A 23,768-nucleotide genomic window follows, 5' to 3' on the forward strand; every position below is an offset into this window, starting at 1 on the left:
AGCGATTGATCAGACGTTGATGATCGCGGCGAGGAGGTTGTCAGTCTGGAAGATTTGAGCAGCGCCTGCGGTAGTCGGCGGGCGTCATGCGGTAGGCGCGCTGAAACCAGCGCCCCATGTGGCTCTGGTCGGCGAAGCCCAATGCGGCGGCGACACTGACGGGCAGTTCGCCACGGGCGAGCAAGCGACGGGCGCGGCTCAGGCGCAACTGGATCAGGTAGGCGTGAGGCGCAAGACCGAACGCCGCCTTGAAGGCCCGGGTCAGGCGAAAACGGTCGACACCGGCCGCGTGCGCCAGATCGTCCAGGCCGATGTCCTGATGCATATGACTGTGCAGATAATCCCGTGCGCGTTGCGCCACCAAGGGCAAGCGCGGATCGGGGCTGATCAGTGTGCGCCAGCGCAGATGGCGGGTCAGCGTCGATAACAGATCATCCAGCGCGGTTTGGCGCACGATCAGCAATTCATCGCTGTGCAACGCTTCGAAGGCGTTGGCCGTGGCGATGGTCAGACGGCGATCATCAGCCAGCGTCGCGGCGACACTCAGTTGGGCGTTATCCGGCGCTTCATCGAACTGCGCGCGCAATTCGCGATCCAGCCAGTGCGGGTCGATGTACAGCGTGCGGTAGGTGAAGCCTTCGACCTCCGGCGCGTGGCCGTCGTGGATGTCGCCGGGCTCCAGGAGAAACACCTTGCCCGGCGTGCTGTTGTATTGCTGGCGACGGCAGTTGAATTGTTGCACCCCTTGCTCGGTGAGGCCCACCAGATAGCTGTCATGCCAATGTGGGTCGTAGGCATGGCCCTCGAAATGCGCGCGCATCGTCTCGATGCCGGACACCGGGTCCTGCTTGAGATCGATCCAGTTGCGGTCGGGCATGGCGGGTTCCTGACGAAGTGGGTTCACGTGCCGATGGCGTTCTTGAAATTGCTGCCGCCGGCAAGCTGGACTGCTACAGGGCGGTGTGTTGCCTGTCGAAACCGGGCGTGCATGGCCAACTGTATCGTTGCTCCGCCCCCGCGTCTGGAACATTTGTGCAGTACCCGACCGGCAGTCCTCTGACTATCCTTGTTACAAACTGCATTGTCCTACGCGTTGCTCATCCATTCGCGCAGCGCGAACCTACGCCTTCGATGGCCATCAAAGACCGAAATCGTCACTCATTCCTGCCTGTATCAGACGAGGTAAATGATGAACAGTTTTCTGCGGTGCCTGGCGCTGGTCTTTTTCAGTGGGTTGCTTGGCCTCGGTCTTGCCCACGCGGGAGAGCGCTCTGCGCAGTCCTCGACGCTGCTGGCCTCGGCCACTTACCCCAACCGCAGCAACAACGCTACCGACAACGGCGCCATTCGCCGGGCCAATCCCAACAGCCGCCAAGGCACCGAATCCATCTCGCCGAGTATGCGAGGGCCTAATCTGAGCCCGACGCCGTCTCGCACGCCCACCTTGGAAAATGGCGGCATCGGCAATGGCTACCCGACCCGACAGAACGCGCCCCGTCCCTCCAGCACCCCTCAGCGTGGGAACAATTGACCTGACCCACGCCTCGATCGATCACGTCCAACTTCAGCAAAAGGAATCGCCCATGTTGCGTAGCTCTCTGATCCGCCCGCATCTGATCCGCCAGACGCTGCTCGCCAGCCTGTGCGTCAGTGCATTTTTCAGTTTCCCGCTGCAAGCGTCCGCCGCCACCTACAAAAGCGAGGAGGGTACCTTGACGGTGGATGAGGTGGTGGGCGGTTTGCAGCATCCGTGGGCGGTGGCGTTCCTGCCGGGCAACAAGGGCATGCTGGTGACCGAGCGCACGGGCAACCTGCGTCTGGTGACGCCCGAAGGAAAATTGTCGGCGCCGATTTCCGGCGTGCCAAAAGTCTGGGTGCAAGGGCAGGGCGGCTTGCTGGACGTGGAGTTGTCGCCGGACTTCGCCAAGGACCGCATGGTGTACCTGACCTATGCCGAGGCGGCCGCGGACGGCAAGACCGGTGGCACGGCAGCGGGCCGGGGAAGACTGTCGGATGATTTGACCAAACTGGAAAGCTTCACCCGGATTTTCCAGCAGCAGCCCAAGTTGTCCGTGGGCAATCACTTCGGTTCGCGGATCGTCTTTGATCGCGACGGCTACCTGTTCATCGCGCTAGGCGAGAACAACAATCGCCCCACGGCGCAGGATCTGGACAAGCTGCAAGGCAAGGTCGTGCGCCTGTATCCCGATGGTTCGCTTCCCAAGGACAACCCTTTCGTCGGTCAGAAGAATGTACGGCCTGAAATCTGGAGTTACGGCCATCGCAACCAGCAGGGGGCGGCGCTCAATCCGTGGACGGGCACTTTGTGGACCAACGAGCATGGTCCCATGGGCGGGGACGAAATCAACATCATCGAGCGTGGCGCGAACTACGGCTGGCCGATTTCCACGTTTGGCATCGACTACAGCGGTCAGCCCATTCCTGAGTCCAAGGGCAAGATCGTCGAGGGCGTGAAGAATCCTTTCCATGTCTGGGAAAAATCCCCGGCCATCAGCGGCATGGCGTTTTACGATTCGGACCGCTTCAAACAATGGGATCACAACGTCTTCATCGGCGCGTTGGCAGCGCAGGTGCTGATCCGTCTGGAGTTGAAGGACGACAAGGTGGTGCACGAGGAGCGACTGCTGGGCGAATTGAAATCCCGCATTCGTGATGTGCGCCAAGGGCCTGATGGTTACCTTTATGTGTTGACCGATGAAGACAGCGGCAAGCTTTTGAAGGTTGGCCTGGCGCAGTAGCGAAGGCTCTTGGTCACCCATGCACCGCCTTCGCCAGCAAGCCGGCCCACAGGTTTTGTGTTGCGCACGATTGTTCGGTTCTACGCAACCGGTGTGGGAGCCGCCTTGGTGGCGAGAGCGGTGGATCAGGCGCCAAAGCAGACGGGGCCTTCTTTCAATGTCTGCCGGTCACATCGTCGAATTCTTCGCAAACTGCTCTTTCAGAAACGCCTTCATGTCAGCCCAGGCACTCATATCGGCAGCCTGGTTGTAGCCGATGTCCGGGCCGCCGTGGTCGCCGTGGCTGAGCTTGTCGGCGTCCGGATTGGTGAAGCCGTGCTTGGCTCCGTCGATGCCGACAAATTTGTAGTCAGCCTTGGCGGTGTCCATTTCCTTCTTGAAGTCCGCGACGTTCTGCGCCGTGACCATGGTGTCGCCATTGCCGTGCTCGACGAGCATCGGTGTTTTGGTCACGCCTTCTTTGGCCGGGGTTTTGGTGGCCAGCGCGCCGTGGAAACTCACCACCGCCGCCAGTGGCTCACCCCGTCGTGCTGCATCCAGCACCACCCCACCACCGAAGCAATAGCCGATGGCCGCGATCTTCTGCGGGTTGGTTTCCGGTTGCTTCTTCAATTGCGCGACACCGGCATCGAAGCGTTTGGCCGAGGCCGCCGCGTCGGCGCTCGCGGCTTGCATGAAGGCCATGGCGTCTTTGGGGTGCTCGGTGTTCTTGCCTTCGCCGTACATGTCGATGGCCATGGCGCTGTAGCCCAGTGCGGCGAGATCGCGGGCGCGACGCTTGGCGTAATCGTTCAGGCCCCACCATTCATGGACCACCACAACACCAGGGCGCGGCCCTTTGATGGCGTCGTCATAGGCGTAATAACCGACCAGTTTCGTGCCGTCGGTACTTTGGTAATCGATCGTGCGGGTCTTGATTTCGGCCTGTGCCAGACCCGCCAGACACATCAGGGCGAGGGCGATCAGATAGCGCATGTTCGTCTCCTTTTAATCGAATGATCGAGGGCTTGTCTGGCGTTGAGCCTAGACGATTGTGTCTCATGGATTCCGACTCCGTGCGGTACATATGTGTTCAGCCCAGGTTCAGAACGTGTTCAGGAGGGGTTCAGCGCCTGCTGCGTATTCTCGTTGCCGTACCCAACAAGGCGCCTGGCGCCGGAGGACCTGCACATGCTGACGATCAACAAGTTTTTCCTGGCGCTGGCTTTTTTGGGCGGCAGCGCAGCCGCTCAGGCCTCTGAGGGCAATTCCGACGTCTCGCGCGTCGACCTGACCCGCAACAGCAAAAAACTCTCGGGAATCATGATGGCGAGCGCGGTTAAACTGTCCGACGCGACCTCTGCAACGAGCAGTGCCTATGCGTCACGATCGTCTAGCCTGAGTCAGGGTCCCGACAACTATTTGCCTGTGCATCACCGGTTGTAAGCCGTCACTGTCAAAGGATCACCCACCGAGAGGTATGTCTGTGCCTGGGAGAGCGTCATGAAACTGCTGGTTGTCGAAGATGAAGCCCTGTTGCGCCATCACTTGCAGACCCGCCTGACGGAAAGCGGTCATGTGGTCGAATCGGTGGGCAATGCCGATGAGGCGTTGTATCAGGTCGGCCAGTTCAATCACGATTTGGCGGTGATCGACCTCGGTTTGCCGGGCATTGGCGGGCTGGACCTGATTCGTCAACTGCGTGCGCAGAACAAGGCGTTCCCCATCCTGATTCTCACCGCCCGTGGCAACTGGCAAGACAAAGTCGAAGGGCTGGCGGCCGGGGCGGACGACTACGTGGTCAAGCCGTTTCAGTTCGAGGAACTGGAAGCCCGCTTGAATGCGTTGCTGCGTCGCTCCAGCGGCTTCACCCAGTCGACCATCGTGGCTGGGCCGTTGACCCTGGACATCAACCGCAAGCAGGCCTCGCTGGACGAGCAGCCGTTGGCGCTGACCGCTTATGAATACCGAATCCTCGAATACCTCATGCGCCATCACCAGCAAGTGGTGCCCAAAGAGCGCCTGATGGAGCAGTTGTACCCGGACGACGACGAGCGTGATCCGAACGTGATCGAAGTGCTGGTCGGTCGCCTGCGGCGCAAGCTGGAAGGGCCGGACGGCTTCAAACCGATCGATACCGTGCGCGGTCTGGGCTATCTGTTCACTGAGCGCTGTCGATGATTCGATCGCTACGCGTTCGCTTGATGCTGGCCGCCGCGACCCTGGCGGTCATTTTCATGCTGCTGATGCTCCCCGCCTTGCAGAGCGCGTTCAGCCTGGCGCTGGAAAGCTCCATCGAAAAACGTCTGGCGTCGGACGTGACCACGCTCATTTCGGCGGCCCGTGTCGAGGACGATCGGCTGCTGATGCCGACGCTCTTGCCTGGCGAGCAATTCAGCCTGCCTGACAGCCGCCTGCTCGGTTACATCTACAACCGCGCGGGCAAACTGGTGTGGCGCTCCCGAGCGACCGAGGACGAAAACATCAATTACCAGCCGCGTTACGACGGGCTGGGCACCGAATTCGCCAAGATTCGTCAGGACGACGGCGAGGAGTTTTTCGTCTACGACGTGGAAATCAAGCTGCTCGGTGGGCGCAATGCGGCCTATAGCATCGTGGCTGTTCAGCCTGTGCGTGAATATCAACAAACCATTTCCGGCCTGCGAGAGAAGCTCTATCTGGGCTTTGGCGCGGCCTTGCTGGTGTTGCTGATCCTGTTGTGGGTCGGCCTGACCTGGGGCTTGCGCTCGCTGCGGGGCATGAGCCAGGAACTGGATCAGGTCGAGGCCGGATCGCGTGAAAGCCTCAGTGAAGAGCACCCCAGCGAACTGCTGCGTTTGACCGATTCACTCAACCGTTTGCTGCGCAGCGAGCGCGAGCAACGCATTCGTTACCGCGACTCACTGGGCGACCTGGCCCACAGCCTGAAAACCCCTCTGGCGGTGTTGCAAGGGGTCAGTGAGAAAATCGCCAAACGCCCTGAAGATCTTGAACAGGCGCGCATTCTGCAATCGCAGATCGAGCGCATGAGCCAACAGATCGGCTACCAATTGCAGCGGGCGAGCCTGCGCAAAAGCGGCCTGGTGCGACACCATGTGGACCTAAAACCGGTGGTCGAGAGCCTGTGCAACACGTTGGAGAAGGTTTACCGAGACAAGCGCGTCGGCGTCACCCTCGATCTGCCGGATGACTGTCAGGTGCAGATGGAAGAGGGCGCGTTGCTGGAAATGCTCGGCAATTTGCTGGAAAACGCTTATCGGCTTTGTCTGGGCGAAGTGCGCGTGAGTTGGCGGCCGTCGATGATGGGCGATGAGTTGTGCATCGAAGACGACGGCCCCGGCGTGCCTCAAAGCCAGCGGGCGCGGATTCTGGAGCGTGGCGAGCGGCTGGACCGGCAGAATCCGGGGCAGGGCATCGGGCTGGCAGTGGTCAAGGACATCATCGAAAGCTATGGCGCGCAATTGACGCTGGGGGAGTCTGTGCTGGGCGGGGCAGCGTTCAGGATTCAGTTTGCGATTTAAGGGCTGCTCCCGATTTTACGGACCACATCCAACTCCCAAAGCCCTTTGCCCTACGCTCTTGCGCATGAAGAGCAGCGGCAAGATCAAGAGCGAGCGCCAGTGCCAACGGCCATTCGATAGGCGGATAACCGCCAATACCGAAGCCTTTCTGTCGGGAAAGGGCGGAAATCCGCCATCGCAGGCGCGGATTTTTGGCTAGTGTTAACCAGGCAGTCCATGCCGTTCGGGGCTTTCAGCGAATTTTCAGATAATGGCACGGTGCTTGCGATAGAGGGCGCAGAGGTCTGCCTCGCGCAGCTCGACAACAACAAATCCCTCCTGGCAGGAGGGTTCGCACTTTAGGCACCGGTGTATCAGGCATGATGCAGCCGAGGCTCTTGAGGAAACTGCAATGACGACTCGTCAGCCACTCTACAAATCCCTGTACTTCCAGGTGATCGTCGCCATCATCATCGGTATTGCGATCGGCCACTGGTATCCCGATGCCGGTAAAGCACTCAAGCCTTTGGGTGACGGCTTCATCAAGCTGATCAAAATGGTCATCGCCCCCATCATCTTCTGTACCGTGGTCAGCGGCATCGCTGGCATGCAGAGCATGAAATCCGTGGGCAAGACCGGCGGTTATGCGCTGCTTTACTTCGAAATCGTTTCCACCATCTCGCTGATCATCGGCCTGGTCGTGGTCAACGTGGTTCAGCCGGGTGCCGGCATGAACGTCGACGTTTCGACCCTGGACGCCTCGAAAGTCGCTGCCTACGTCACCGCAGGTCAGGATCAGAGCGTCATCGGCTTCATTCTGAACGTGATCCCGAACACCATCGTCGGTGCTTTCGCCAACGGCGACATCCTGCAAGTGCTGATGTTCTCGGTGATCTTCGGCTTCGCGCTGCATCGCCTGGGCGCCTACGGCAAGCCGGTTCTTGATTTCATCGACCGCTTCGCCCACATCATGTTCAACATCATCAACATGATCATGAAGCTGGCACCGCTGGGTGCTCTGGGTGCCATGGCCTTCACCATCGGTGCTTACGGCGTGAGCACGCTGGTGCAACTGGGCCAACTGATGGTGTGCTTCTACATCACCTGCCTGTTGTTCGTGCTGGTGGTGCTGGGTGCTATCGCCCGCGCACACGGCTTCAGCATCCTGAAACTGATCAAGTACATCCGCGAAGAACTGCTGATCGTACTGGGTACCTCCTCGTCTGAATCGGCACTGCCGCGCATGCTGATCAAGATGGAGCGTCTGGGTGCGAAGAAATCCGTCGTGGGTCTGGTGATCCCGACTGGCTACTCGTTCAACCTGGACGGTACCTCGATTTACCTGACCATGGCCGCTGTGTTCATCGCTCAGGCGACCAACACCCACATGGACATCACCCATCAGATCACCCTGCTGCTGGTGCTGCTGCTGTCCTCCAAAGGCGCCGCTGGCGTGACCGGTTCGGGCTTCATCGTACTGGCCGCTACCCTGTCGGCCGTAGGTCACCTGCCGGTGGCTGGTCTGGCGCTGATTCTGGGTATCGACCGCTTCATGTCCGAAGCCCGCGCATTGACCAACCTGGTCGGTAACGCTGTCGCCACGCTGGTCGTTGCCAAGTGGGTGAAAGAGCTGGACGTACCGCAAATGAATGCCGAACTGGCGTCGGGCGGTCGTGCCATCGAAGAAAACCGTCCGCACGACGATCTGGGCGTGGCCGAAGGCCCTGCGCAGGCGACCCGTTCGTAACCGGTTAGCGCTGCATTGAACAAAAGCCCGCCCCGGGAAACCGCGGCGGGCTTTTTGTTGTTCGCGGCTTTGTTTCTGCCCGAAGGGCGTAGCAGTGCTGGGTTGCTCCCTCGAACCCCGCCACCTACGCTGTCCCTCACCACTGATTCAGGGACGTCTGCACATGCAAGGCCCGCTCGCTTCACTCAAGGTCCTCGATTTCTCCACGCTCTTGCCCGGTCCGTTCGCCTCGCTGCTGTTGGCTGACATGGGCGCCGAGGTGTTGCGCATCGAATCGCCGACGCGGCTGGACCTGCTGCGTGTATTACCGCCTCATGACCATGGCGTGTCAGCCAGTCACGCGTACCTCAATCGCAACAAACGCAGCCTGGCGCTGGACCTCAAGCGGCCCGAAGCCGTGGAGGTGGTCAAGCGTCTGGTGGCCGATTACGACATCGTGCTGGAGCAGTTTCGGCCCGGGGTGATGGAACGACTGGGCATTGGCTATGAAACGCTCAAGGCGATCAACCCGAAGCTGATCTACGTGGCAATCACCGGTTACGGCCAGACCGGCCCTTATCGCGAGCGCGCCGGGCATGACATCAACTATCTGGCACTGGCAGGGTTGGCAAGTCACACCGGGCGCAAGGACAGCGGCCCGCTGCCGCTGAGTGTTCAGGTCGCCGATGTGGCAGGGGGTTCTCTGCACGGCGTCATCGGCCTGTTAGCCGCAGTGGTGGCCCGGCAGCAGACCGGGCTGGGGCAGTTCGTCGATATCAGCATGACCGACTGTGCGTTCAGCCTGAATACGCTGGCAGGCGCGGGCGCACTGGCGGCAGGCGTGGAGCCGGAGCCCGAAGGCCACATGCTGAACGGCGGCAGTTTTTATGATTACTACCGCAGCCGGGAAGGGCGCTGGTTTTCCGTGGGCAGCCTGGAGCCGGTGTTCATGCAGGCGCTGTGTGACGCTTTGGGTCGACCGGAGTTGGCTAGGCGCGGTTTGTCGCTCCAGTCCGAAGATCAGACGGCACTGAAGGCTGAATTGCAGATTGAGTTCGAACGGCGGGGTTTCGACGAACTCCAGGTGTTATTCGCCGGTATCGATGCCTGTGTTGAGCCAGTATTGAGCTTTTCCGAGGCGGTGGCGCATCCACAATTGCAAGCGCGGCAGGTCGTGACGCAGGTGCCTCGGGGCGATGGAACATCGCAGGCGCAAATGGCGTGTCCGATCAAGTTTTCCGAAGGTTTGCCAGAACCCCTGCATAGGGGTGTTTCGGTGGGGCTGCACAGCGATCAGGTCTTGAAAGAAGCGGGCTTCAGCGAGCAGGACGTCCTGGCCCTGCGTGAGGCGGGCGCGCTGGGGTGAGCGTTACTCGACCCGCGTCTCACCGCTGAACACCAAAATCTCCCGGCAACGGCGACACAGATACCGCCGCCCCTTGCGCACCAGCTTGTGCCGTTGCACCGAGAACGGAAAATCGCTTTCCGGGCAGGGGCAGCGGTAGATATAGCGGGTCACGCTGCGGCGCTGGATTTCGTAGTTGTGGCAGCGATTGGGCGGCAGTTCGTATACACCGCGCATGATCAGTTGCCATTCCTCGCCGTGAGGCTGGATGGTGTCGCCGAACAGTTGATGGGCGACCAGATGCGCGACTTCATGGGCCACGGTCTGACGCAGGAAGTCTTCCGTGTTTTCCCGGTACAACTGCGGGTTAAAGCGCAGCATGTTTTCGTGCAGGTGCGCGACACCGGCCTTCTGGCCTCGTAACTTGAGGCTGACGACAGGGCGTTTGAAAGGACGTTTGAAAAAATCTTCAGCGAGTTGGTAGCAGGATTCGACGCGGGTGTTGAGTGGTTCGAGCATGCTTCATCGGTCTCCAGAGAAGGCGAGTATGCCGTAAAGCGAAGCGTTGTCGAACAGCCAGGGGCCGAATGGTAGCGCTCTACCCTGTAGCAGTCCGCCAAGCCGGACTGCTACAGGGTTGTGCATGAATCAATACGTTGGGAAAACCCATTCAATTGGTGTACTCAGGCCCCACCCCAATCCCCCACAGCACCACCGTGAACGCCATGATCGCCACCAGTACCACCAGCCCCACTGCCAGCACCGAGCTTGAGAACATAAAGCCCTCGTCCGGGTGGATGTTCATGAACACCGGCAAGCCCACATACAGCAGGTACACCGTGTAGCAGACCGCCGCCAGGCCGACCATCATGCCCAGCCACATGTGCGGGTACAGCGCGGCCAGCCCGCCGATGAACAGCGGCGTGGCGGTATAGGTGGCAAAAGCCACGCAGCGCGCCAGGCTCGGGCTGGCATCGTAAGTTCGCGCCATCCAGTGAATGAAACCACCCATGACCCCGACTCCGGCGAGCATGGCGATGTAGGACATGATCGTCATCCAGATCGCGCTTTCGCTGGTCAGCATGACCGGCGCACGGCTGCCAATGACCCAGCCGACTTGAGTGGTGCCGATGTACGCGGAAACCGCCGGGATCGCCGCCAATATCAAGGTGTGGGTGAGGTACATGTGGCCGATGGTTTCTTCTTCTCCACGTATCTGTTGCCATTCCTGATCGGGGTGTGTGAACAGCCCCAAAACGTGATGGATCATGCGCTTGACTCCTCATGGTGAAACCCGTCGCGCCTGACGGCCAGATGCTGTCAGGGCAAGGTCACACTCTCACAAGGGAAAACGGCTGCGACCTCAATGGCAGTATAGAAAGCTGAAGGCCCCGAAAAACGTGGGCTTTAGAGTAATTACGTCTTAAAAGACCGCGTTAATAGCGGAAGGTGATCAACAGTCTGTCTCGGTAGGATGAACGGCATATTTCATGTGGGAGCAGGCTTGCTGGCGAAAGCGGTGTGTCATTCATCTCATATGTGGCTGACACGCCGCATTCGCCAGCAAGCCGGCACAGAATTCATCTCCCACAGAGTTCATCTGTGCGACACGATCAACAGGCATTACCCCCCATCACGTTTATGCGTAAAATACCGCCCCTTTCCTCAAGTTACAGCGAGCGATACCAGCGCCATGGGCACCCTTTCCGTCAATCAGAACAAACTGCAGAAGCGTCTGCGCAGGCTTGCAGGCGAGGCAGTGGCCGATTTCAACATGATTGAAGAGGGCGACAAGGTGATGGTCTGCCTGTCCGGCGGCAAGGACAGCTACACCATGCTCGATGTGCTGATGCACTTGCAGAAAGTCGCGCCGATCAAGTTCGACCTCGTCGCCGTGAACATGGACCAGAAGCAGCCGGGCTTCCCCGAGCACGTGCTGCCTGCGTACCTGAAAGAGCTGGGCGTCGAGTACCACATCGTCGAGAAAGACACCTATTCGGTGGTCAAGGAACTGGTACCGGAAGGCAAAACCACCTGTTCGCTGTGTTCGCGTCTGCGTCGCGGCACGCTGTACACCTTCGCTGACGAAATCGGCGCGACCAAGATGGCCTTGGGGCACCACCGCGATGACATTGTCGAAACGTTCTTCCTGAACATGTTCTTCAACGGCACCATCAAGGCCATGCCGCCGAAATTGCGTGCCGACGATGGTCGCAACGTGGTGATCCGCCCGCTGGCCTACTGCGCCGAGAAAGACATCCAGGCGTATTCGGACATGAAGCAATTCCCGATCATCCCGTGCAACCTCTGCGGTTCGCAGGAAAACCTGCAGCGTCAGGTGGTCAAGGAGATGCTTCAGGAATGGGACCGCAAGACCCCAGGCCGTTCGGAAATGATCTTCCGCAGCTTGCAGAACGTCGTGCCTTCGCAATTGGCCGACCGCAACCTGTTCGACTTCACCAGCCTGAAGATCGACGAGACCGCCGCTTCGCGGTTTGTGAATGTGGTTAACCTCTAAACACATCGCATGATCGTTCCCACGCAGAGCGTGGGAACGATCATCCGGTAGCGTTTTAGAGCCCTACCTCTGGTAACACCGGCTTGTTCGCCAGCGCCGTCTTCATCAGCCCCTCGACATACGTCCGGTCACTGTCTGGCAGCGCCAGGCGCGGTGGGCGGGTCAGGGCGCTGCCGCGTTGCATGATCGCTTCGCACAGCTTGATGCACTGCACCAGATCCGGACGTGCATCCAGGTGCAGCAGCGGCATGAACCACTCATAAAGCGCCATCGCCTCAGCGAAACGACCTGCCTTGGCCAGTCGGAACAGGGTTTCGCCCTCTTTCGGGAAGGCGTTGGACATGCCTGACACCCAGCCCACCGCGCCCACCGCGACGCTTTCCACCAGCACGTCATCCAGCCCTGCGAAGAGTACGAAACGATCACCGACTTCATTGCGCACGTCGATAAAGCGGTTGGTGTTGCCTGACGAGTCCTTGAAGCAGACCACGTTGTCGCAGTCGGCCAGGGAAATCAGGATGTCCGGGGTCACGTCGTTTTTGTAAATGGGCGGGTTGTTGTACACCATCATCGGCAGGTCGCAGGCGGAGGCGACGGTGCGAAAATGCGCGGCGGTCTCGAACGGCTTCGATGAATACACCAGCGCAGGCATCAGCATGATCCCGTCGGCTCCGGCCTTCTTCACCTCATTGGCGACGGCGCTGGCGTTGGCGCTGGTGAACTCGGCGATCCCGGAAATAACCGGCACGCGCCCGGCCGAGGCGTCTTTCGCGGCTTCGACGAGGCTAATCTTTTCCGACACACTCAGCGAGGTGTTCTCACCCACGGTGCCGCAGATCACCAGGCCCGACACGCCATCGCGCACCAGATTGGAGATGACCTTGTGAGTGGCCTCCAGATTGAGGGAAAAGTCTTCGTTGAACTGCGTGGTGACGGCGGGGAAAACACCGCTCCAGGATACGGACTGGCTCATGAGTGACTCCTTGTTGGATGAAATGTATTTCGTATACGTTTTGGTTTGGGCAGACCTCACCCGCAGTTTTTCCGGCTTGGACGATCTATGGCTTCACGACGCTTTTCGTGGGAGCCGGCTTGCTGGCGAATACGGTGTGCCATCCACCACAAGCGTTTCTGTCCTGACGCCTTCGCCACCAAGCCGGCTCCCACAGAAATCAATCGCGTTGTCGTGTCACAACTTCAATCCCACCGGCCAGGTATCCGTCAACTTGTATCCCTCCGGCCATGGATCGCTCGGGTCGAGCATGTGCTGATGGGTCCCCGTAATCCACGCGCGCCCTGACAGGCTCGGCACAATCGCAGGCCGTCCCGCCACGTCGGTCACGCGCTGGATCTGGCAATGAAACTCCGAACCACTGATCGAGCGGCCGATGAAGCGCTCGCCCACCTGCAATTGCCCCTTGGCATGCAGCACCGCCAACCGCGCTGAACAGCCCGTGCCGCAGGGCGAACGGTCGATCTTGCCGGGGCGGATCACCACCGCGTTGGCCGCATTGGCCACGCCGCCGTCGTGATTCACGGGCGCGGCGATCTGGCAGAAGGAAATGTGGTTCCAGTCCTTGTTCAGCGGGTGGGTGAAGCCCAGTTGTTCGTTGGCGGCCAGGGTGATTTTCAGGCCGGTTTCCACCAGGTCCTTCGCCTCGTCTGCGGTCAGGGAGAAACCCAGTCTGGTCGAGTCGACAATCGCGAAACTGTCGCCGCCGTAGGCCGTGTCGACCTGAAGCGAGCCGATGCCCGGCACTTCGATCCACGCGTCCAGCCGGTCAGCGAACGAGGGGTGATTGTGCACCTCGACACGCTCCACCTTGCCATCGCGACACTGGGCGATGGCCTCGATCAGACCGCCCGGCGCCTCAAGCACCAAACGGGTTTCCGGTTCGATCATCGGCAGGATGCCGCTGTCCAGCAACACCGTGGCGACGCACAGCGAGTTGGAGCCGGACATCGGTGGCACGTCCGCCGGTTCCATGATGATCCAGCCCATCTGTGCTTTCGGGTTCTTCGGCGGCACCAGCAGGTTGACGTGACGAAACACCCCACCACGCGGCTCGTTGAGCATGAAATTGCGCAACACGTTGTCTTTCTCGATCCAGCGCGACTGCTCCCAGATCGTATCCCCCGGTGGTGGTGCGACGCCGCCGACGATCACATCGCCGACTTCACCTTCCGCGTGGCAACTGACCACATGAATCACTTTCGATGAGCGCATGCTTCAAAGCCCTCCTGTCGAACACGTTTATCTGACGACACCGGATTACCTGTGGGAGCCGGCTTGCTGGCGAAAGCGGTGTGTCAGTCAACACCTCTGTGGCAGGACTGCCGCTTTCGCCAGCAAGCCGGCTCCCACAGTTTTGATCTCCATACAGCCGAAATACCGCGCGTTACATCAATTAATCGACCTTAAAAAGTCCGCCGTCTCCGGCCGCTGCGGGTTACCGATCACCTGCTCCGGCGTGCCAATCTCATGCACCAGGCCATTGCGGAAAAACGCCACGCGGTCGGAGACATCGCGGGCAAAGCGGATTTCGTGGGTCACCAGAATCATGGTCATGCCGTCCTCGGCGAGCATGCGCATGGTGTCCAGCACCTCGCCCACCAACTGCGGATCGAGGGCCGATGTGGCCTCGTCGAACAGCATGTAATTCGGCGACATCGCCAACGCCCGGGCAATCGCCATGCGTTGTTGCTGGCCACCCGAAAGCTTGCCGGGGAAGACCTTGAGCTTGTCGCCCAGCCCCACGTGTTTGAGCTGCTTGACCGCCAGCGCCTCGGCTTCTTCCTTGCTCTTGCCCAGCACCGTGCGCGGGGCGAGCATCACGTTTTCCAGCACGGTCAGGTGTGGAAAGGCGTTCCATTGCTGAAAGACGATGCCGATTTTCTGCCGCAGCTTGTTGATGTCGGTGCTCTTGGCGTGCACCTCGGTGCCGTCGACGCGGATGCTGCCGCTCTTGATCGACTCCAGGCCGTTGATGCACATCAGCAGCGTCGACTTGCCCGAGCCCGAACCGCCGATGATCGACACCACTTCGCCTTTCTGCACTTGCAGGCTCACGCCCTTGATCACTTCAAGCTCGCCGAATGATTTGTGTACGTTGTCGATCTCAATCATTTTCCTGCCACCTTGTTTCCAGCCGGGCGCCCAGGCGGGCGATTACCAGACTCATGACGTAGTAAATGAGGCCTGCGATGCACAGCACCAGCAGAGGTTCTTGAATCCGCGTGACGATGGTTTGCGAGGCGCGCAGCAGTTCGACGATGCCGATCCACATCACCAGTGCGGTGTCTTTCATCACCGACAGCAGCAGGTTGACCCAGCCCGGAAAGGCCACGCGGGTCGCCATCGGCATGACGATCTGGCGCAGGTCCTGCCAGTAACTCAGGCCCAGCGAGCGGCTGGCGCGGCGCAGGCTCAGCGGCACCGACAGCACGCCGCTGCGCACGATCTCGGTGCAGTACGCGGTGACGTACAGACCGAGCACGATGCAGGCGACGGTGAAGGCGCTCCAGTTCAGCCCGGCGATGCTTTTCAGCGCGTTGAACAACACGAACTGAATCAAGAGCGGCACGCTGCGAAACACGTCGAGCAACCACGCCAAAGGGATCGTGCTGCGGGGCAACAGAGCGCGGGCCATGCCACAGACGACCCCGACCACGGTGCCGATGATCATCGAAATGATCGTCAGCAGGATCGTGACCCAGGCCCCCTGAAGCATGAACTGCATGTCGTTCCAACTGAATGTGCTGTTGAACATGTTCAGTCCTCAGTACCGTGGCTCTTCAGTATCGAAACAGGCGCCACGACAGCAGCCGCGCCACGGCCACGATCAGTTTGGCGATCAGGTAATAGAGCACCGCCGCGATGGCGAAGAATTCGAAGGTGCGGAACGTCTTGACGTTGTAGTCCTGGGTCACGCCGGTGAGGTCGTTGTTCAGGCCGACGATGACACCCATCGACGTCATCAGCACGGCCCAGACCATCTGATTGGTCAGCGGGTAGAACACGATGCGCAGCAACTGTGGAATGACGATCAGCCGATAAGCCTGCGGCGCACTCATGCCCAGCGAGCGGGCGGCGCGCAATTGGGTGTCGGGCACGGCCTTGAGGCCGCCGCGAAAGTTCTCCGCCAGATAGCCCGCGTTGTTGATGGTGATCCCCGCCAACAGCGCAACCCACGAACTGACGTGCAAACCGAACGAGCCTAAACCGAAGTAGAGGATGTACACCTGAAACAGCGACGGGGTGTTGCGCGCAATCGAAATCCAGGTCGCCGCGAAGCCGCGCAGAATCGGGTTCTTGCCTTGGCGCATGAACACCAGAAACAGCGCGATGATCACCCCGAGGATCATCGACAGCGCCGCGGTCTGGAAGGTCACGACGGCGCCGTTGAGCATGTCCGGCAGGGCCTTGAACGCGGCGCGCCAGTGGAAGTTGTAATCAAACATGGGTCAGGGCCTCCGCCCGTGCAGCGGCCTGCAACCACACCGGCAAGCGTCCGCTGGCCAGGCCCGTGCAGGCGCTGTCGACGCATTCGGCGAGACTGGCGAAGTGCACGCGACGCCCCACCAGACCTGGCGCGTAATGGGCGTACTTTCCAGAGTTGGTCATCAGGTTGCGCGCTGTCGGTGGAATGACCGGCTCGCCGAGCATGCACCAGCAGGTGTCAGTGACGAACTGCACGCCGAAGTCTTCCAGCGTGGCCACGTGGCCCGCCAGTTGCGCCCGTTCGAAGGTGGCCCGGCCGCAGGTGATGACCATGGCCACTCGATCGAGTTTGCGCAGGCCATGGCAGAGGCGGGCGAGGGTGGCGCACTCGCTCAGGGAAAAATGCGGATTGCCCAGCGTCACGGCGTCCACTTCAGGGCTTTGTGCGCTGTTCAGTTCTCGCCAGCTGTGCAGCAGGTCGAGGGGGGAAATGTTCAAGGTCTTGTCTGGCGGATGTCCGCCAACGGCCAATTCGGCGGTGGTTGCTTCAGGTGTCACGCCTGCGATATGAAACATCGGCGCAGCGGACGTGGTGGCGAATGCCGCGCCAAACGCCTTGAGGTCGTCGAGGGTGGGCGCTTTGTGTTCCAGGCCGCAGACCACGGGAATGTCGGCGCCGCACAGCAGCCCGACGTGATAGCCCAGCAGCGGGTAAAAGCTGTCGTCCAGCTCGCCGACCTCGGGCACTTCGACGCGCAATGTCGCCAGACGCTGCTGGCTCAGGTGACAGCCAATCTTTGGTGCACGACCCGTGAGGGCGATGCAGATGTCGAGGTAATCCGGATATTTCAGCGTGCGCGCGCCGATCACGCTATTGGCATAGACCACCGCGTTGGATTCGGCCCAGACGATCTGCTCGCCCAGCTCCGGCGCACTGTCCAGCAGGTACGGCGCACAGGTGAAGCTGACCCGCGCACCCATGTCCAGATAGGCATCGCCCAACTGACTGGACGGCTCGCCCAAGGCCGGGTCGACACCCAGTTCGCGCCAGCGGCGTTTGTCCACTGAAATCGAGTTGAGGGTGGTGGGTACGCGCACCTTGGCGTCCCAGTCCACCAGTTGCCGGGCGAAACGCAGGCTCGCGGGGCCGGTATAAATGCAGCCGTCGATGTGCGCCTGAGAGATGTCCAGCAACTCGGTTGCGCCTTGCAGTTCGGCCATGCGCAGGATGATGCCCATCGCCACTTGCGCGGCTTTGCCATAGGCGCCGTCCAGGAAACCCTGATCCATTTCGGTCAGGATGATGCTGTTGTGCAGCGCGGTTTTTCGCAGAGGCGAGCGTGAGGCCAGGACAGGCGGCGCGCTGTCGAATGCGGTGACGCGGTTGTCGTCGACCCGCAGAAACTTCACTTCTCGCAGCGCGGCGAAACCCGCTTCACCGAGGCTGATCACCGGGATCGAATGACCGAACATTTGCTCGGCCACCAGCACGCCGAGGGTCAGGATGTCTTCGACCCGTTCGAACACTAGCGCGGCGGGGGCATGGCCATTGAGGATCAGTTCCAGTAACACGCTGCTGCCGGTACATGAGCCGCGTCCGCTGGGGATTGCGAGCACCTTGCCGGTGATGATCTGGCCGCTGAGGGGGTGGTGGCGGTCGATCACTTCGCCGGTGAACGGCTCGACCCCGCCCCAGAAACTCAGGCCGATGTCGGCGTACAGCAACTCGCCCTGGGCACGGCCTGCGACCAGACATCGCCCGCTTAAAGACACTTCAGACATCGTGGGCTCCTGATTGAGACCTTGGGCCATTCGACGCACATTGGTTTCACGCCGAACCCTGTGGGAGCCAGCAAGCCGGCTCCCACAGGTCAGGCGTCCGAAGCAGAAATTGCGCCGGGTCGCCAACACCGTGGTCAGATCGGGTTAGTAATAAACCCCCGGTACCTGCAAATTCGCAGGCTTGATCTCATCACCCACCCACTTCTTCCACAGCTCGTCATAACGCCCGGTGCGCACCTGTTGGTTCACGAACAGGTTCAGGTAATGAATCAGCCCGTACTCACTGCGCTTGGCCGCCAGTGACACGTAGTCGATGACATACGGCGCATTCCCGGCGACTTTCAGGCCTTTGTATTTGCCGGATTTGAGCGTAGCCGCCGCGACGGTGTTGGTGACCACAGTGGCGTCGATATGGCCCTGCGCGACGGCGAGGATGGTGTCGTTCTGGGTCTGGTAAGCGCGGAAGCTGCCGGTGCCCCACGCCTTCTGGTCTTTCTCCAGCGCGATGGCTTCGTAAGTGCCGCTGGTGTTGCCGACGTTCTTGCCCTTGAGGTCTTCGTACTTGGTGATGCCGGTGTTGTCGCGGGTCAGCACGACCATCTGGAAGGCAAAGTAAGGAATGGTCATCGCCACGGTCTTGGCGCGTTCCAGAGTGTCGGACGTCGAGGCGACGATCACGTCAGCGCGCCCCGAGACCAACGCCGGAATCCGGTCCGGGAAGGGGGTTTCCACGATTTCGGCAGTGACGCCCAGCACTTTCGCCAGGTCGTTGCAGTAATCGACGTCGAATCCGACCGGGTTGTTCTTGTCATCGCGCGAGCCCATGGGCGGGAAGTCCAGTGTCACGGCGCAGCGTAGTTTGCCGGAGTCGATGATGTCATCGAGCTTGTCGGCAAAGGCGGCGTTGATGAAGGACGAGCTCATGACGGCGAGGAGGGCTACTGCAACAGCATGCTTTTTCATAGATGCCTCGATGGATGCAAGTAAAGAAACGGCCGGATAAGTAATTTCGTATACGATATTTTATATGCACGGTGCGTGCCCGTTTTGCACTCACGCCAATGCGGGTTTGGGATCAGTGGGTTACGGGTTTTGCTCAGAAAACGGAGAGGGGCGGGGGTGTTACATAAAGGAGCAAAAAGCGGGGCAGTGCTTCATAGATGCACGTTGCTGAGACTGTCTGGGCGCTGTGGGAGCCGGCTTGCTGGCGAATGCAGTGTGTCAGCCACCAGATGTGTATCTGATGTACAGCATTCGCCAGCAGTCGGCTCCCACAGGATAACTTCAGCATCATGAGCTGCTTTGCGAGTCGCGATACTCACTCGGCGACACCCCGGTCAGCGCGCGGAACTGCCGACTGAACGCACTGTGATCGGTGTACCCGCAACGCAACGCGACTTCAGTGATCGACAGATCTTCACGCAGCAAGCGCGACGCTTCGCCCAAACGCGCCTTGTGAATCATCTGCCGTGGCGTGAGCTGGAAGATCTTCTTGCAGTGCCGCTCCAGTTGCGCGATGGACAGGCCGGCGATGGCGGTCAATTCATCCAGCGTAATGGGCTGTGCAAAATGCTCACGGATATAGGCGTCGACTTCGGCCAGTTTTTGATAGGCCGGGTGTGACTGCAGGATTTGCAGGTCTCGCGAAATACCGGCCAGACCGATGATCGCGCCCTGATCATCGCGTAGGGCGATCTTGTGGGTCAGGCACCAGATGGGCTGATTGCCGTAATAAAGGTGCAGCTCCAGTTGATCGCTCAGTTGCCTGCCATCGGCCAGCACACGGCGATCTTGCGCGGTGTACAGCGGTCCGAAGCGCGCGGGAAAAACGTCCTCGGCGGTGCGACCGACCAACTGGTTTTTCTCCTTGCAGCCGCAGCGTTGCACCAGCGTCTGATTGACCAGCGCATAGCGCGCTTGCGCGTCTTTGACGAAAAACACCACGCCGGGAATGGCATCGAACAACGGCGCCACCTGGTCGAGGCTGGCCAGCAGTTGGTCGAGGTTGTGCAGAGGCGAGGCGGGGATCAGGTCGATCATGTTCACGAGGCAGAGACCGCAGTGAAGGATGCGGTCGATGATGCGGTATCTGATGTTTTGCGCCTAGCAGAATCAAGAGCCCGGTGCGCCCGCCTCATCCAGACACGCCAACGTCGCCACCCGAGCGGGGCTGAAGGGTGGGCGCAATGGCGGTGGTTCCCAGCCAAACAGCGTCTGCGCAGCGGTGGCGCAGATACGGCCTTGGCAAGCGCCCATGCCGCAGCGGGTATTGAGTTTGGCGGCGGTCCAGTTGCTGTGGGATGCAAGGTCCGCGTAGGGCACGTCTTCACAGCGACAGACCAGTGTGTCTGCCGTCGCCAGTTGCTTCACGGTAGGCGAGAGGGCGAAGGCGCGATTCAAGGCGTCGGCAAAGCGCTGCCAACGCTGGCGTTCAGCCCGCCACTGTCGTGCGTTGTCCTGCTGACCGCTGGCAACCAACCCGGCAATCCGACCTTCGATCAATGCCAGTTCGCTGCCACCAAAACCGGTGCATTCGCCGGCTGCATAGAGGTCGGTCACACTGCTGGCCTGCCACTCATCTACCGCGACAGCCTGCTTCTCGATCCGGCAACCCAGCGCCGAGGCGACCTCGACATTCGGCACCAGGCTGAAGCCGCAAGCCAGACGATCACAAGGGATTTCCTCGATGCGTTGCCCGGTCTTGATCCGCACCGCTTCGAGCCGGTCGGTGCCCAAGGCTGCCACCACATGAGAGGCTGCCCGATAAGTGCCATTGGCCAGCGTAAACGCCTGAGCCACCTTGTTTGGCCAACGCCACAGCCCCATAGCGAAACCGCTGACCGCCCCCCACGAAGCCTGCTCGGCAATGCGCACCACGGCTGCACCGTTCTTCTCCGCCGTCGCTGCCGAGGCCAGCAACAACGGCCCGGTTCCGGCGATCACGATGCGCTCGCCGTTCACTGGCAAGCCACCTTTGATCAGGGCCTGCAAGCCGCCTGCGCCGGTTACGCCAGGCAGCGTCCAGCCGGGAAAGGGCAGCAGTCGTTCGCGGGCGCCAGTGCAGAGAATCAGTGCGTCGTACCCCAGCGTCCAGCCATGCTCGGTGTCTTCGAGCAGCAACCGTTTCGGACCCGCCAACGCCACGACTTTCGTGCCACTGTGGACCTGAATATTGGCGTATTGCTCGAGCTGCGCCCGCATTTCGCTGGCGTGGGCGGGCAGTTCCGATTGCGGGCCATCGCGCCAGATCTGGCCGCCTGGCTGCGGATTATCGTCGAGGATCGCGATGCGCATGCCGGTTGGCGCGGCCGCCAGCGCTGCCGCCATCCCGGCCGGGCCTGCGCCGATGATCAGCAGATTGACGTGTGGGTTCATGGGTGCGTCTCCACCTGCATGCCTTCACGGCACAGGGTTTGACAGGCCAAGCGGCGCAGGCCGTCGATGTTCACCCGACACTCCTGACAAATGCCCATGCCGCATAACGGCGCACGTCGCTGGCCAGTGACTGAAGTGCGCGCGCAGTGGTCGCCGCAGGACATCAGCGCGGCGGCCACGGTCGTGCCTTGGGCGAAGCGAAATGGCTGACCGTCGATGCTCAATTCAGGCATGGGCGTAGGCTCCAATGAAGCGTTGCGGCAAGAAGGCGTCCAGATGCGGGGTCAGCGCTGAGGGAATAGGTGTTTGCAGCAGTTGCGCTGCCAGCAGCTTTGCGGTGCCGGTTGCGGTGGTCACGCCCAAGCCTTCATGCCCCACGGCCAGCCAGAGGCCGGGCTGATGAGGGTGTTCGCAAACCAAGGGTTGCCCATCGGGGCTGGCCGAGCGAAAGCCGATCCAACTGCGGATGCCGTTCATCTGGCCCAGATCCGGTAAGAACTCCATCGCCCTGCGCAACATGCGGCCCAGCATTTGGGCGTCGATGGCCGGGTCATGGTTGTCGAACTGGCGCGATGAGCCGACGAACAACTGCCCAGTCGGACGCTGCTGCACATTGAACGCAACCGAGGGGCCGTTGCCTTTGTGCGCGCTGGTGACGTATCCCAGTTCCACCAGCGTGTGGCTGATCTGTACGGGGTAGCGATCGGTGATCAGCAGATGGCCTTTTTTCGCCTGCAACGGCAGTTCCGGGCACAGGTCTTTGGCGTGGATACCGTTGGCGAGAATCACCGCATCGGCCTTCAACCATTGGCCGTCCGCCAGTCGCACACGCGGTCCTTGGACCTCCACGACCTCGGCGCGCTGCTGGCGTACTTGACTGGACCGGCACTGCAACAGCCAGCGCGCGGCGTTGGGCGCGTAGAGAATACCGTCGCCGGTGACTTTCAAGGCGCCCAGCAGGCCTGGTCGCAACGCGGGTTCAGCCTCTGCCAGCGCTGCGCCAGTCATCAGCTCGCATTCAAGGCCGAACGCGCTCAACGCCGCGTGTTTGCGCTCGGCTTCGGCCATCTCTTCTTCGTTGCAGGCCAGCCACAGCGAGCCGTTGTTGCGCATGGCGCAGTTGTCCGGCATGTGTGGCGCCAGTTCGCGCCATAGCCTGACGGAATACTCGCCCAGCGCCAGTTCCGCCGGACTGTGATCCAGTACCACCAAGTGACCCATACCTGCGGCGGTCGCAGCGGGACGCTGACAGTCGAGCACCAGAATGTTCAAACCGTGGCGGGCCAGCTCATCCGCGCAGGCGGCACCGATAATGCCGCCGCCGATGATGATCACGTCTGCGGCGTTGCCCTCGGTCAAGGGCGGATACCCCAGGCGAAGGGGTCGGCGTCGTCCAGTAGCAGCGTTGCTTCGGCGCTGATGTAAGCGCGGCCACGAATGGTCGGGACGATGCGGTCGCCCATTTGCCGCTCACCGTGTTGCCATTGAAAGCTGCCTTCGAACTGGCTGCCGATCACGCTCGCCTGCTGCCAGAGCGCGCCGGGCTCCAGCTTGCCGTCTGCCGCCAGGCACGCCAGTTTGGCGCTGGTGCCGGTGCCGCAAGGCGAGCGGTCGTAGGCTTTGCCAGGGCACAACACGAAGTTGCGGCTGTCGGCCTGGTCGTCATCGGCGAACAGCTCGATGTGGTCGATGATGCCGCCGTCTTCGCCCCGAATGCCTTGGCTGTCCAGCGCCTGACGAACTTTCCAGGTGTAGTCGGTGAGTGCGTCGAGGTTATCGCCAGACACGCTCAGGCCGTGGTCGGCAATCAGGAAAAACCAGTTGCCGCCCCAGGCGATGTCGCCGGTCACGTTGCCAATGCCCGGCACGTCGACAATGAAATTCTTGCGATAGCGATAAGAGGGGACGTTGTTGACGCTGACCGAGCCGTCGTCGTGCAGGGTTGCCTGAACGGTACCAACCGGGGTTTCGATGCGATGCACCCCCGGTTTGATTTTGCCCAGATGGGCCAGCGACACCACCAGCCCGATGGTGCCGTGGCCGCACATGCCGAGATAGCCGGTGTTGTTGAAAAAGATCACCCCGGCACAAGCGTCGGGGTCAACCGGCTCGCACAACAGTGCGCCGACCAACACATCGCTGCCGCGAGGTTCGAGTACCGTGGCCGCACGCCAGTCGTCGAATTCATCGGCCAGCAACTGGCGACGCTGCGCCATGCTGCCGTGGCCCAGGTCGGGAAAACCGTCCAGCACCAGCCGCGTGGGCTCGCCGCCGGTGTGGGAGTCGAGGATCTGGATGCGTTTCATGTGTGTGCTCCCCTGGTTGCCAAACATCGCGCTGATC

General features: G+C 60.9%; 24 protein-coding genes. 8 read left to right on the forward strand and 16 right to left on the reverse strand.

Annotated elements, in window-relative coordinates:
* Nucleotides 1-40: 40 nt before the first annotated feature.
* Complete coding sequence (locus tag ACI2KB_RS23610; RefSeq protein ID WP_404638515.1) at nt 41-877, reverse strand: AraC family ligand binding domain-containing protein; 837 nt, start codon at nt 875-877, stop codon at nt 41-43.
* Nucleotides 878-1,189: 312 nt separating this feature from the next.
* On the opposite strand from ACI2KB_RS23610, the gene ACI2KB_RS23615 reads away from it, so the two are divergent.
* Together ACI2KB_RS23615 and ACI2KB_RS23620 are read left to right on the forward strand one after the other, a co-directional pair.
* A complete protein-coding gene (locus tag ACI2KB_RS23615) occupies nt 1,190-1,531 on the forward strand; it encodes a hypothetical protein (RefSeq protein ID WP_404638517.1) in 342 nt (113 codons plus the stop codon).
* 82 nt (nt 1,532-1,613) lie between these two features.
* On the forward strand, nt 1,614-2,759 hold the full coding sequence (locus ACI2KB_RS23620) for a PQQ-dependent sugar dehydrogenase (protein WP_404638689.1): 1,146 nt from the start codon (nt 1,614-1,616) through the stop codon (nt 2,757-2,759).
* 168 nt (nt 2,760-2,927) lie between these two features.
* Here the strand turns inward: ACI2KB_RS23620 and ACI2KB_RS23625 are convergent, their stop codons facing one another.
* Entirely contained in the window at nt 2,928-3,734 is an 807-nt protein-coding gene (locus ACI2KB_RS23625; RefSeq protein ID WP_404638519.1) for a dienelactone hydrolase family protein, read from the reverse strand.
* Nucleotides 3,735-3,929: 195 nt separating this feature from the next.
* Between ACI2KB_RS23625 and ACI2KB_RS23630 the strand changes: the two genes are divergently transcribed.
* The 5 genes from ACI2KB_RS23630 (at nt 3,930) to ACI2KB_RS23650 (ending at nt 9,330) form a co-directional block, all read left to right on the forward strand.
* Entirely contained in the window at nt 3,930-4,184 is a 255-nt protein-coding gene (locus ACI2KB_RS23630; protein WP_404638709.1) for a hypothetical protein, read from the forward strand.
* Between the two features lie 57 nt (nt 4,185-4,241).
* Nucleotides 4,242-4,919, forward strand: a complete 678-nt coding sequence (locus tag ACI2KB_RS23635) for a response regulator (protein WP_404638521.1) — start codon at nt 4,242-4,244, stop codon at nt 4,917-4,919.
* Nucleotides 4,916-6,259 carry an ATP-binding protein gene (locus ACI2KB_RS23640; RefSeq protein WP_404638523.1) on the forward strand — a complete coding sequence of 448 codons (1,344 nt, stop codon included), beginning with the start codon at nt 4,916-4,918 and terminating at the stop codon, nt 6,257-6,259. Before ACI2KB_RS23635 ends, ACI2KB_RS23640 begins: the two co-directional genes overlap by 4 nt.
* Before the next feature lie 391 nt (nt 6,260-6,650).
* Nucleotides 6,651-7,985 carry a dicarboxylate/amino acid:cation symporter gene (locus ACI2KB_RS23645; protein WP_404638525.1) on the forward strand — a complete coding sequence of 445 codons (1,335 nt, stop codon included), beginning with the start codon at nt 6,651-6,653 and terminating at the stop codon, nt 7,983-7,985.
* 163 nt (nt 7,986-8,148) lie between these two features.
* Entirely contained in the window at nt 8,149-9,330 is a 1,182-nt protein-coding gene (locus tag ACI2KB_RS23650; protein WP_404638527.1) for a CaiB/BaiF CoA transferase family protein, read from the forward strand.
* Nucleotides 9,331-9,333: 3 nt separating this feature from the next.
* Here the strand turns inward: ACI2KB_RS23650 and ACI2KB_RS23655 are convergent, their stop codons facing one another.
* Together ACI2KB_RS23655 and ACI2KB_RS23660 are read right to left on the reverse strand one after the other, a co-directional pair.
* On the reverse strand, nt 9,334-9,828 hold the full coding sequence (locus ACI2KB_RS23655) for a SprT family zinc-dependent metalloprotease (RefSeq protein ID WP_404638529.1): 495 nt from the start codon (nt 9,826-9,828) through the stop codon (nt 9,334-9,336).
* A 151-nt stretch (nt 9,829-9,979) separates the two neighbouring features.
* Complete coding sequence (locus tag ACI2KB_RS23660) at nt 9,980-10,579, reverse strand: Yip1 family protein (RefSeq protein ID WP_404638531.1); 600 nt, start codon at nt 10,577-10,579, stop codon at nt 9,980-9,982.
* 423 nt (nt 10,580-11,002) lie between these two features.
* Here ACI2KB_RS23660 and ttcA point away from each other — a divergent pair, with 423 nt between their 5' ends.
* Nucleotides 11,003-11,827, forward strand: a complete 825-nt coding sequence (gene ttcA / locus ACI2KB_RS23665; protein WP_404638533.1) for a tRNA 2-thiocytidine(32) synthetase TtcA — start codon at nt 11,003-11,005, stop codon at nt 11,825-11,827.
* 55 nt (nt 11,828-11,882) lie between these two features.
* On the opposite strand, the gene ACI2KB_RS23670 is transcribed toward ttcA, so the two are convergent.
* From ACI2KB_RS23670 to ACI2KB_RS23725, 12 genes are all read right to left on the reverse strand, one after another.
* Complete coding sequence (locus tag ACI2KB_RS23670) at nt 11,883-12,800, reverse strand: dihydrodipicolinate synthase family protein (RefSeq protein ID WP_404638535.1); 918 nt, start codon at nt 12,798-12,800, stop codon at nt 11,883-11,885.
* A gap of 216 nt (nt 12,801-13,016) precedes the next feature.
* Nucleotides 13,017-14,054, reverse strand: coding sequence for a proline racemase family protein (locus ACI2KB_RS23675; RefSeq protein WP_404638537.1), 1,038 nt, complete (start codon nt 14,052-14,054; stop codon nt 13,017-13,019).
* Between the two features lie 177 nt (nt 14,055-14,231).
* Nucleotides 14,232-14,954, reverse strand: a complete 723-nt coding sequence (locus ACI2KB_RS23680) for an amino acid ABC transporter ATP-binding protein (protein ID WP_404638539.1) — start codon at nt 14,952-14,954, stop codon at nt 14,232-14,234.
* Nucleotides 14,947-15,597, reverse strand: a complete 651-nt coding sequence (locus tag ACI2KB_RS23685; RefSeq protein WP_404638541.1) for an amino acid ABC transporter permease — start codon at nt 15,595-15,597, stop codon at nt 14,947-14,949. Before ACI2KB_RS23685 ends, ACI2KB_RS23680 begins: the two co-directional genes overlap by 8 nt.
* A gap of 25 nt (nt 15,598-15,622) precedes the next feature.
* Nucleotides 15,623-16,288 (reverse strand): amino acid ABC transporter permease, encoded by a 666-nt coding sequence (locus tag ACI2KB_RS23690; RefSeq protein ID WP_404638543.1) that lies wholly within the window; start codon nt 16,286-16,288, stop codon nt 15,623-15,625.
* Nucleotides 16,281-18,050: an aconitase X gene (locus tag ACI2KB_RS23695; protein ID WP_404638545.1), complete on the reverse strand. Its 1,770-nt coding sequence runs from the start codon at nt 18,048-18,050 to the stop codon at nt 16,281-16,283. The genes ACI2KB_RS23690 and ACI2KB_RS23695 overlap by 8 nt, the downstream gene beginning before the upstream one ends.
* Before the next feature lie 144 nt (nt 18,051-18,194).
* Entirely contained in the window at nt 18,195-19,013 is an 819-nt protein-coding gene (locus ACI2KB_RS23700; protein WP_404638547.1) for a transporter substrate-binding domain-containing protein, read from the reverse strand.
* A 327-nt stretch (nt 19,014-19,340) separates the two neighbouring features.
* The gene (locus tag ACI2KB_RS23705; RefSeq protein ID WP_404638691.1) at nt 19,341-20,090 is read right to left on the reverse strand and encodes a helix-turn-helix domain-containing protein; all 750 of its coding nucleotides are present in this window, start codon (nt 20,088-20,090) and stop codon (nt 19,341-19,343) included.
* 72 nt (nt 20,091-20,162) lie between these two features.
* The gene (locus ACI2KB_RS23710; RefSeq protein WP_404638549.1) at nt 20,163-21,425 is read right to left on the reverse strand and encodes an FAD-dependent oxidoreductase; all 1,263 of its coding nucleotides are present in this window, start codon (nt 21,423-21,425) and stop codon (nt 20,163-20,165) included.
* Entirely contained in the window at nt 21,422-21,658 is a 237-nt protein-coding gene (locus ACI2KB_RS23715) for a (2Fe-2S)-binding protein (RefSeq protein WP_404638551.1), read from the reverse strand. The genes ACI2KB_RS23710 and ACI2KB_RS23715 overlap by 4 nt, the downstream gene beginning before the upstream one ends.
* On the reverse strand, nt 21,651-22,784 hold the full coding sequence (locus tag ACI2KB_RS23720; RefSeq protein WP_404638553.1) for an NAD(P)/FAD-dependent oxidoreductase: 1,134 nt from the start codon (nt 22,782-22,784) through the stop codon (nt 21,651-21,653). Before ACI2KB_RS23720 ends, ACI2KB_RS23715 begins: the two co-directional genes overlap by 8 nt.
* Nucleotides 22,781-23,731 carry a 4-hydroxyproline epimerase gene (locus ACI2KB_RS23725; RefSeq protein WP_404638555.1) on the reverse strand — a complete coding sequence of 317 codons (951 nt, stop codon included), beginning with the start codon at nt 23,729-23,731 and terminating at the stop codon, nt 22,781-22,783. The genes ACI2KB_RS23720 and ACI2KB_RS23725 overlap by 4 nt, the downstream gene beginning before the upstream one ends.
* Nucleotides 23,732-23,768: the final 37 nt, after the last annotated feature.

It is taken from the genome of Pseudomonas sp. NPDC088444 (assembly GCF_044900175.1).
Classification (GTDB): Bacteria; Pseudomonadota; Gammaproteobacteria; order Pseudomonadales; family Pseudomonadaceae; genus Aquipseudomonas.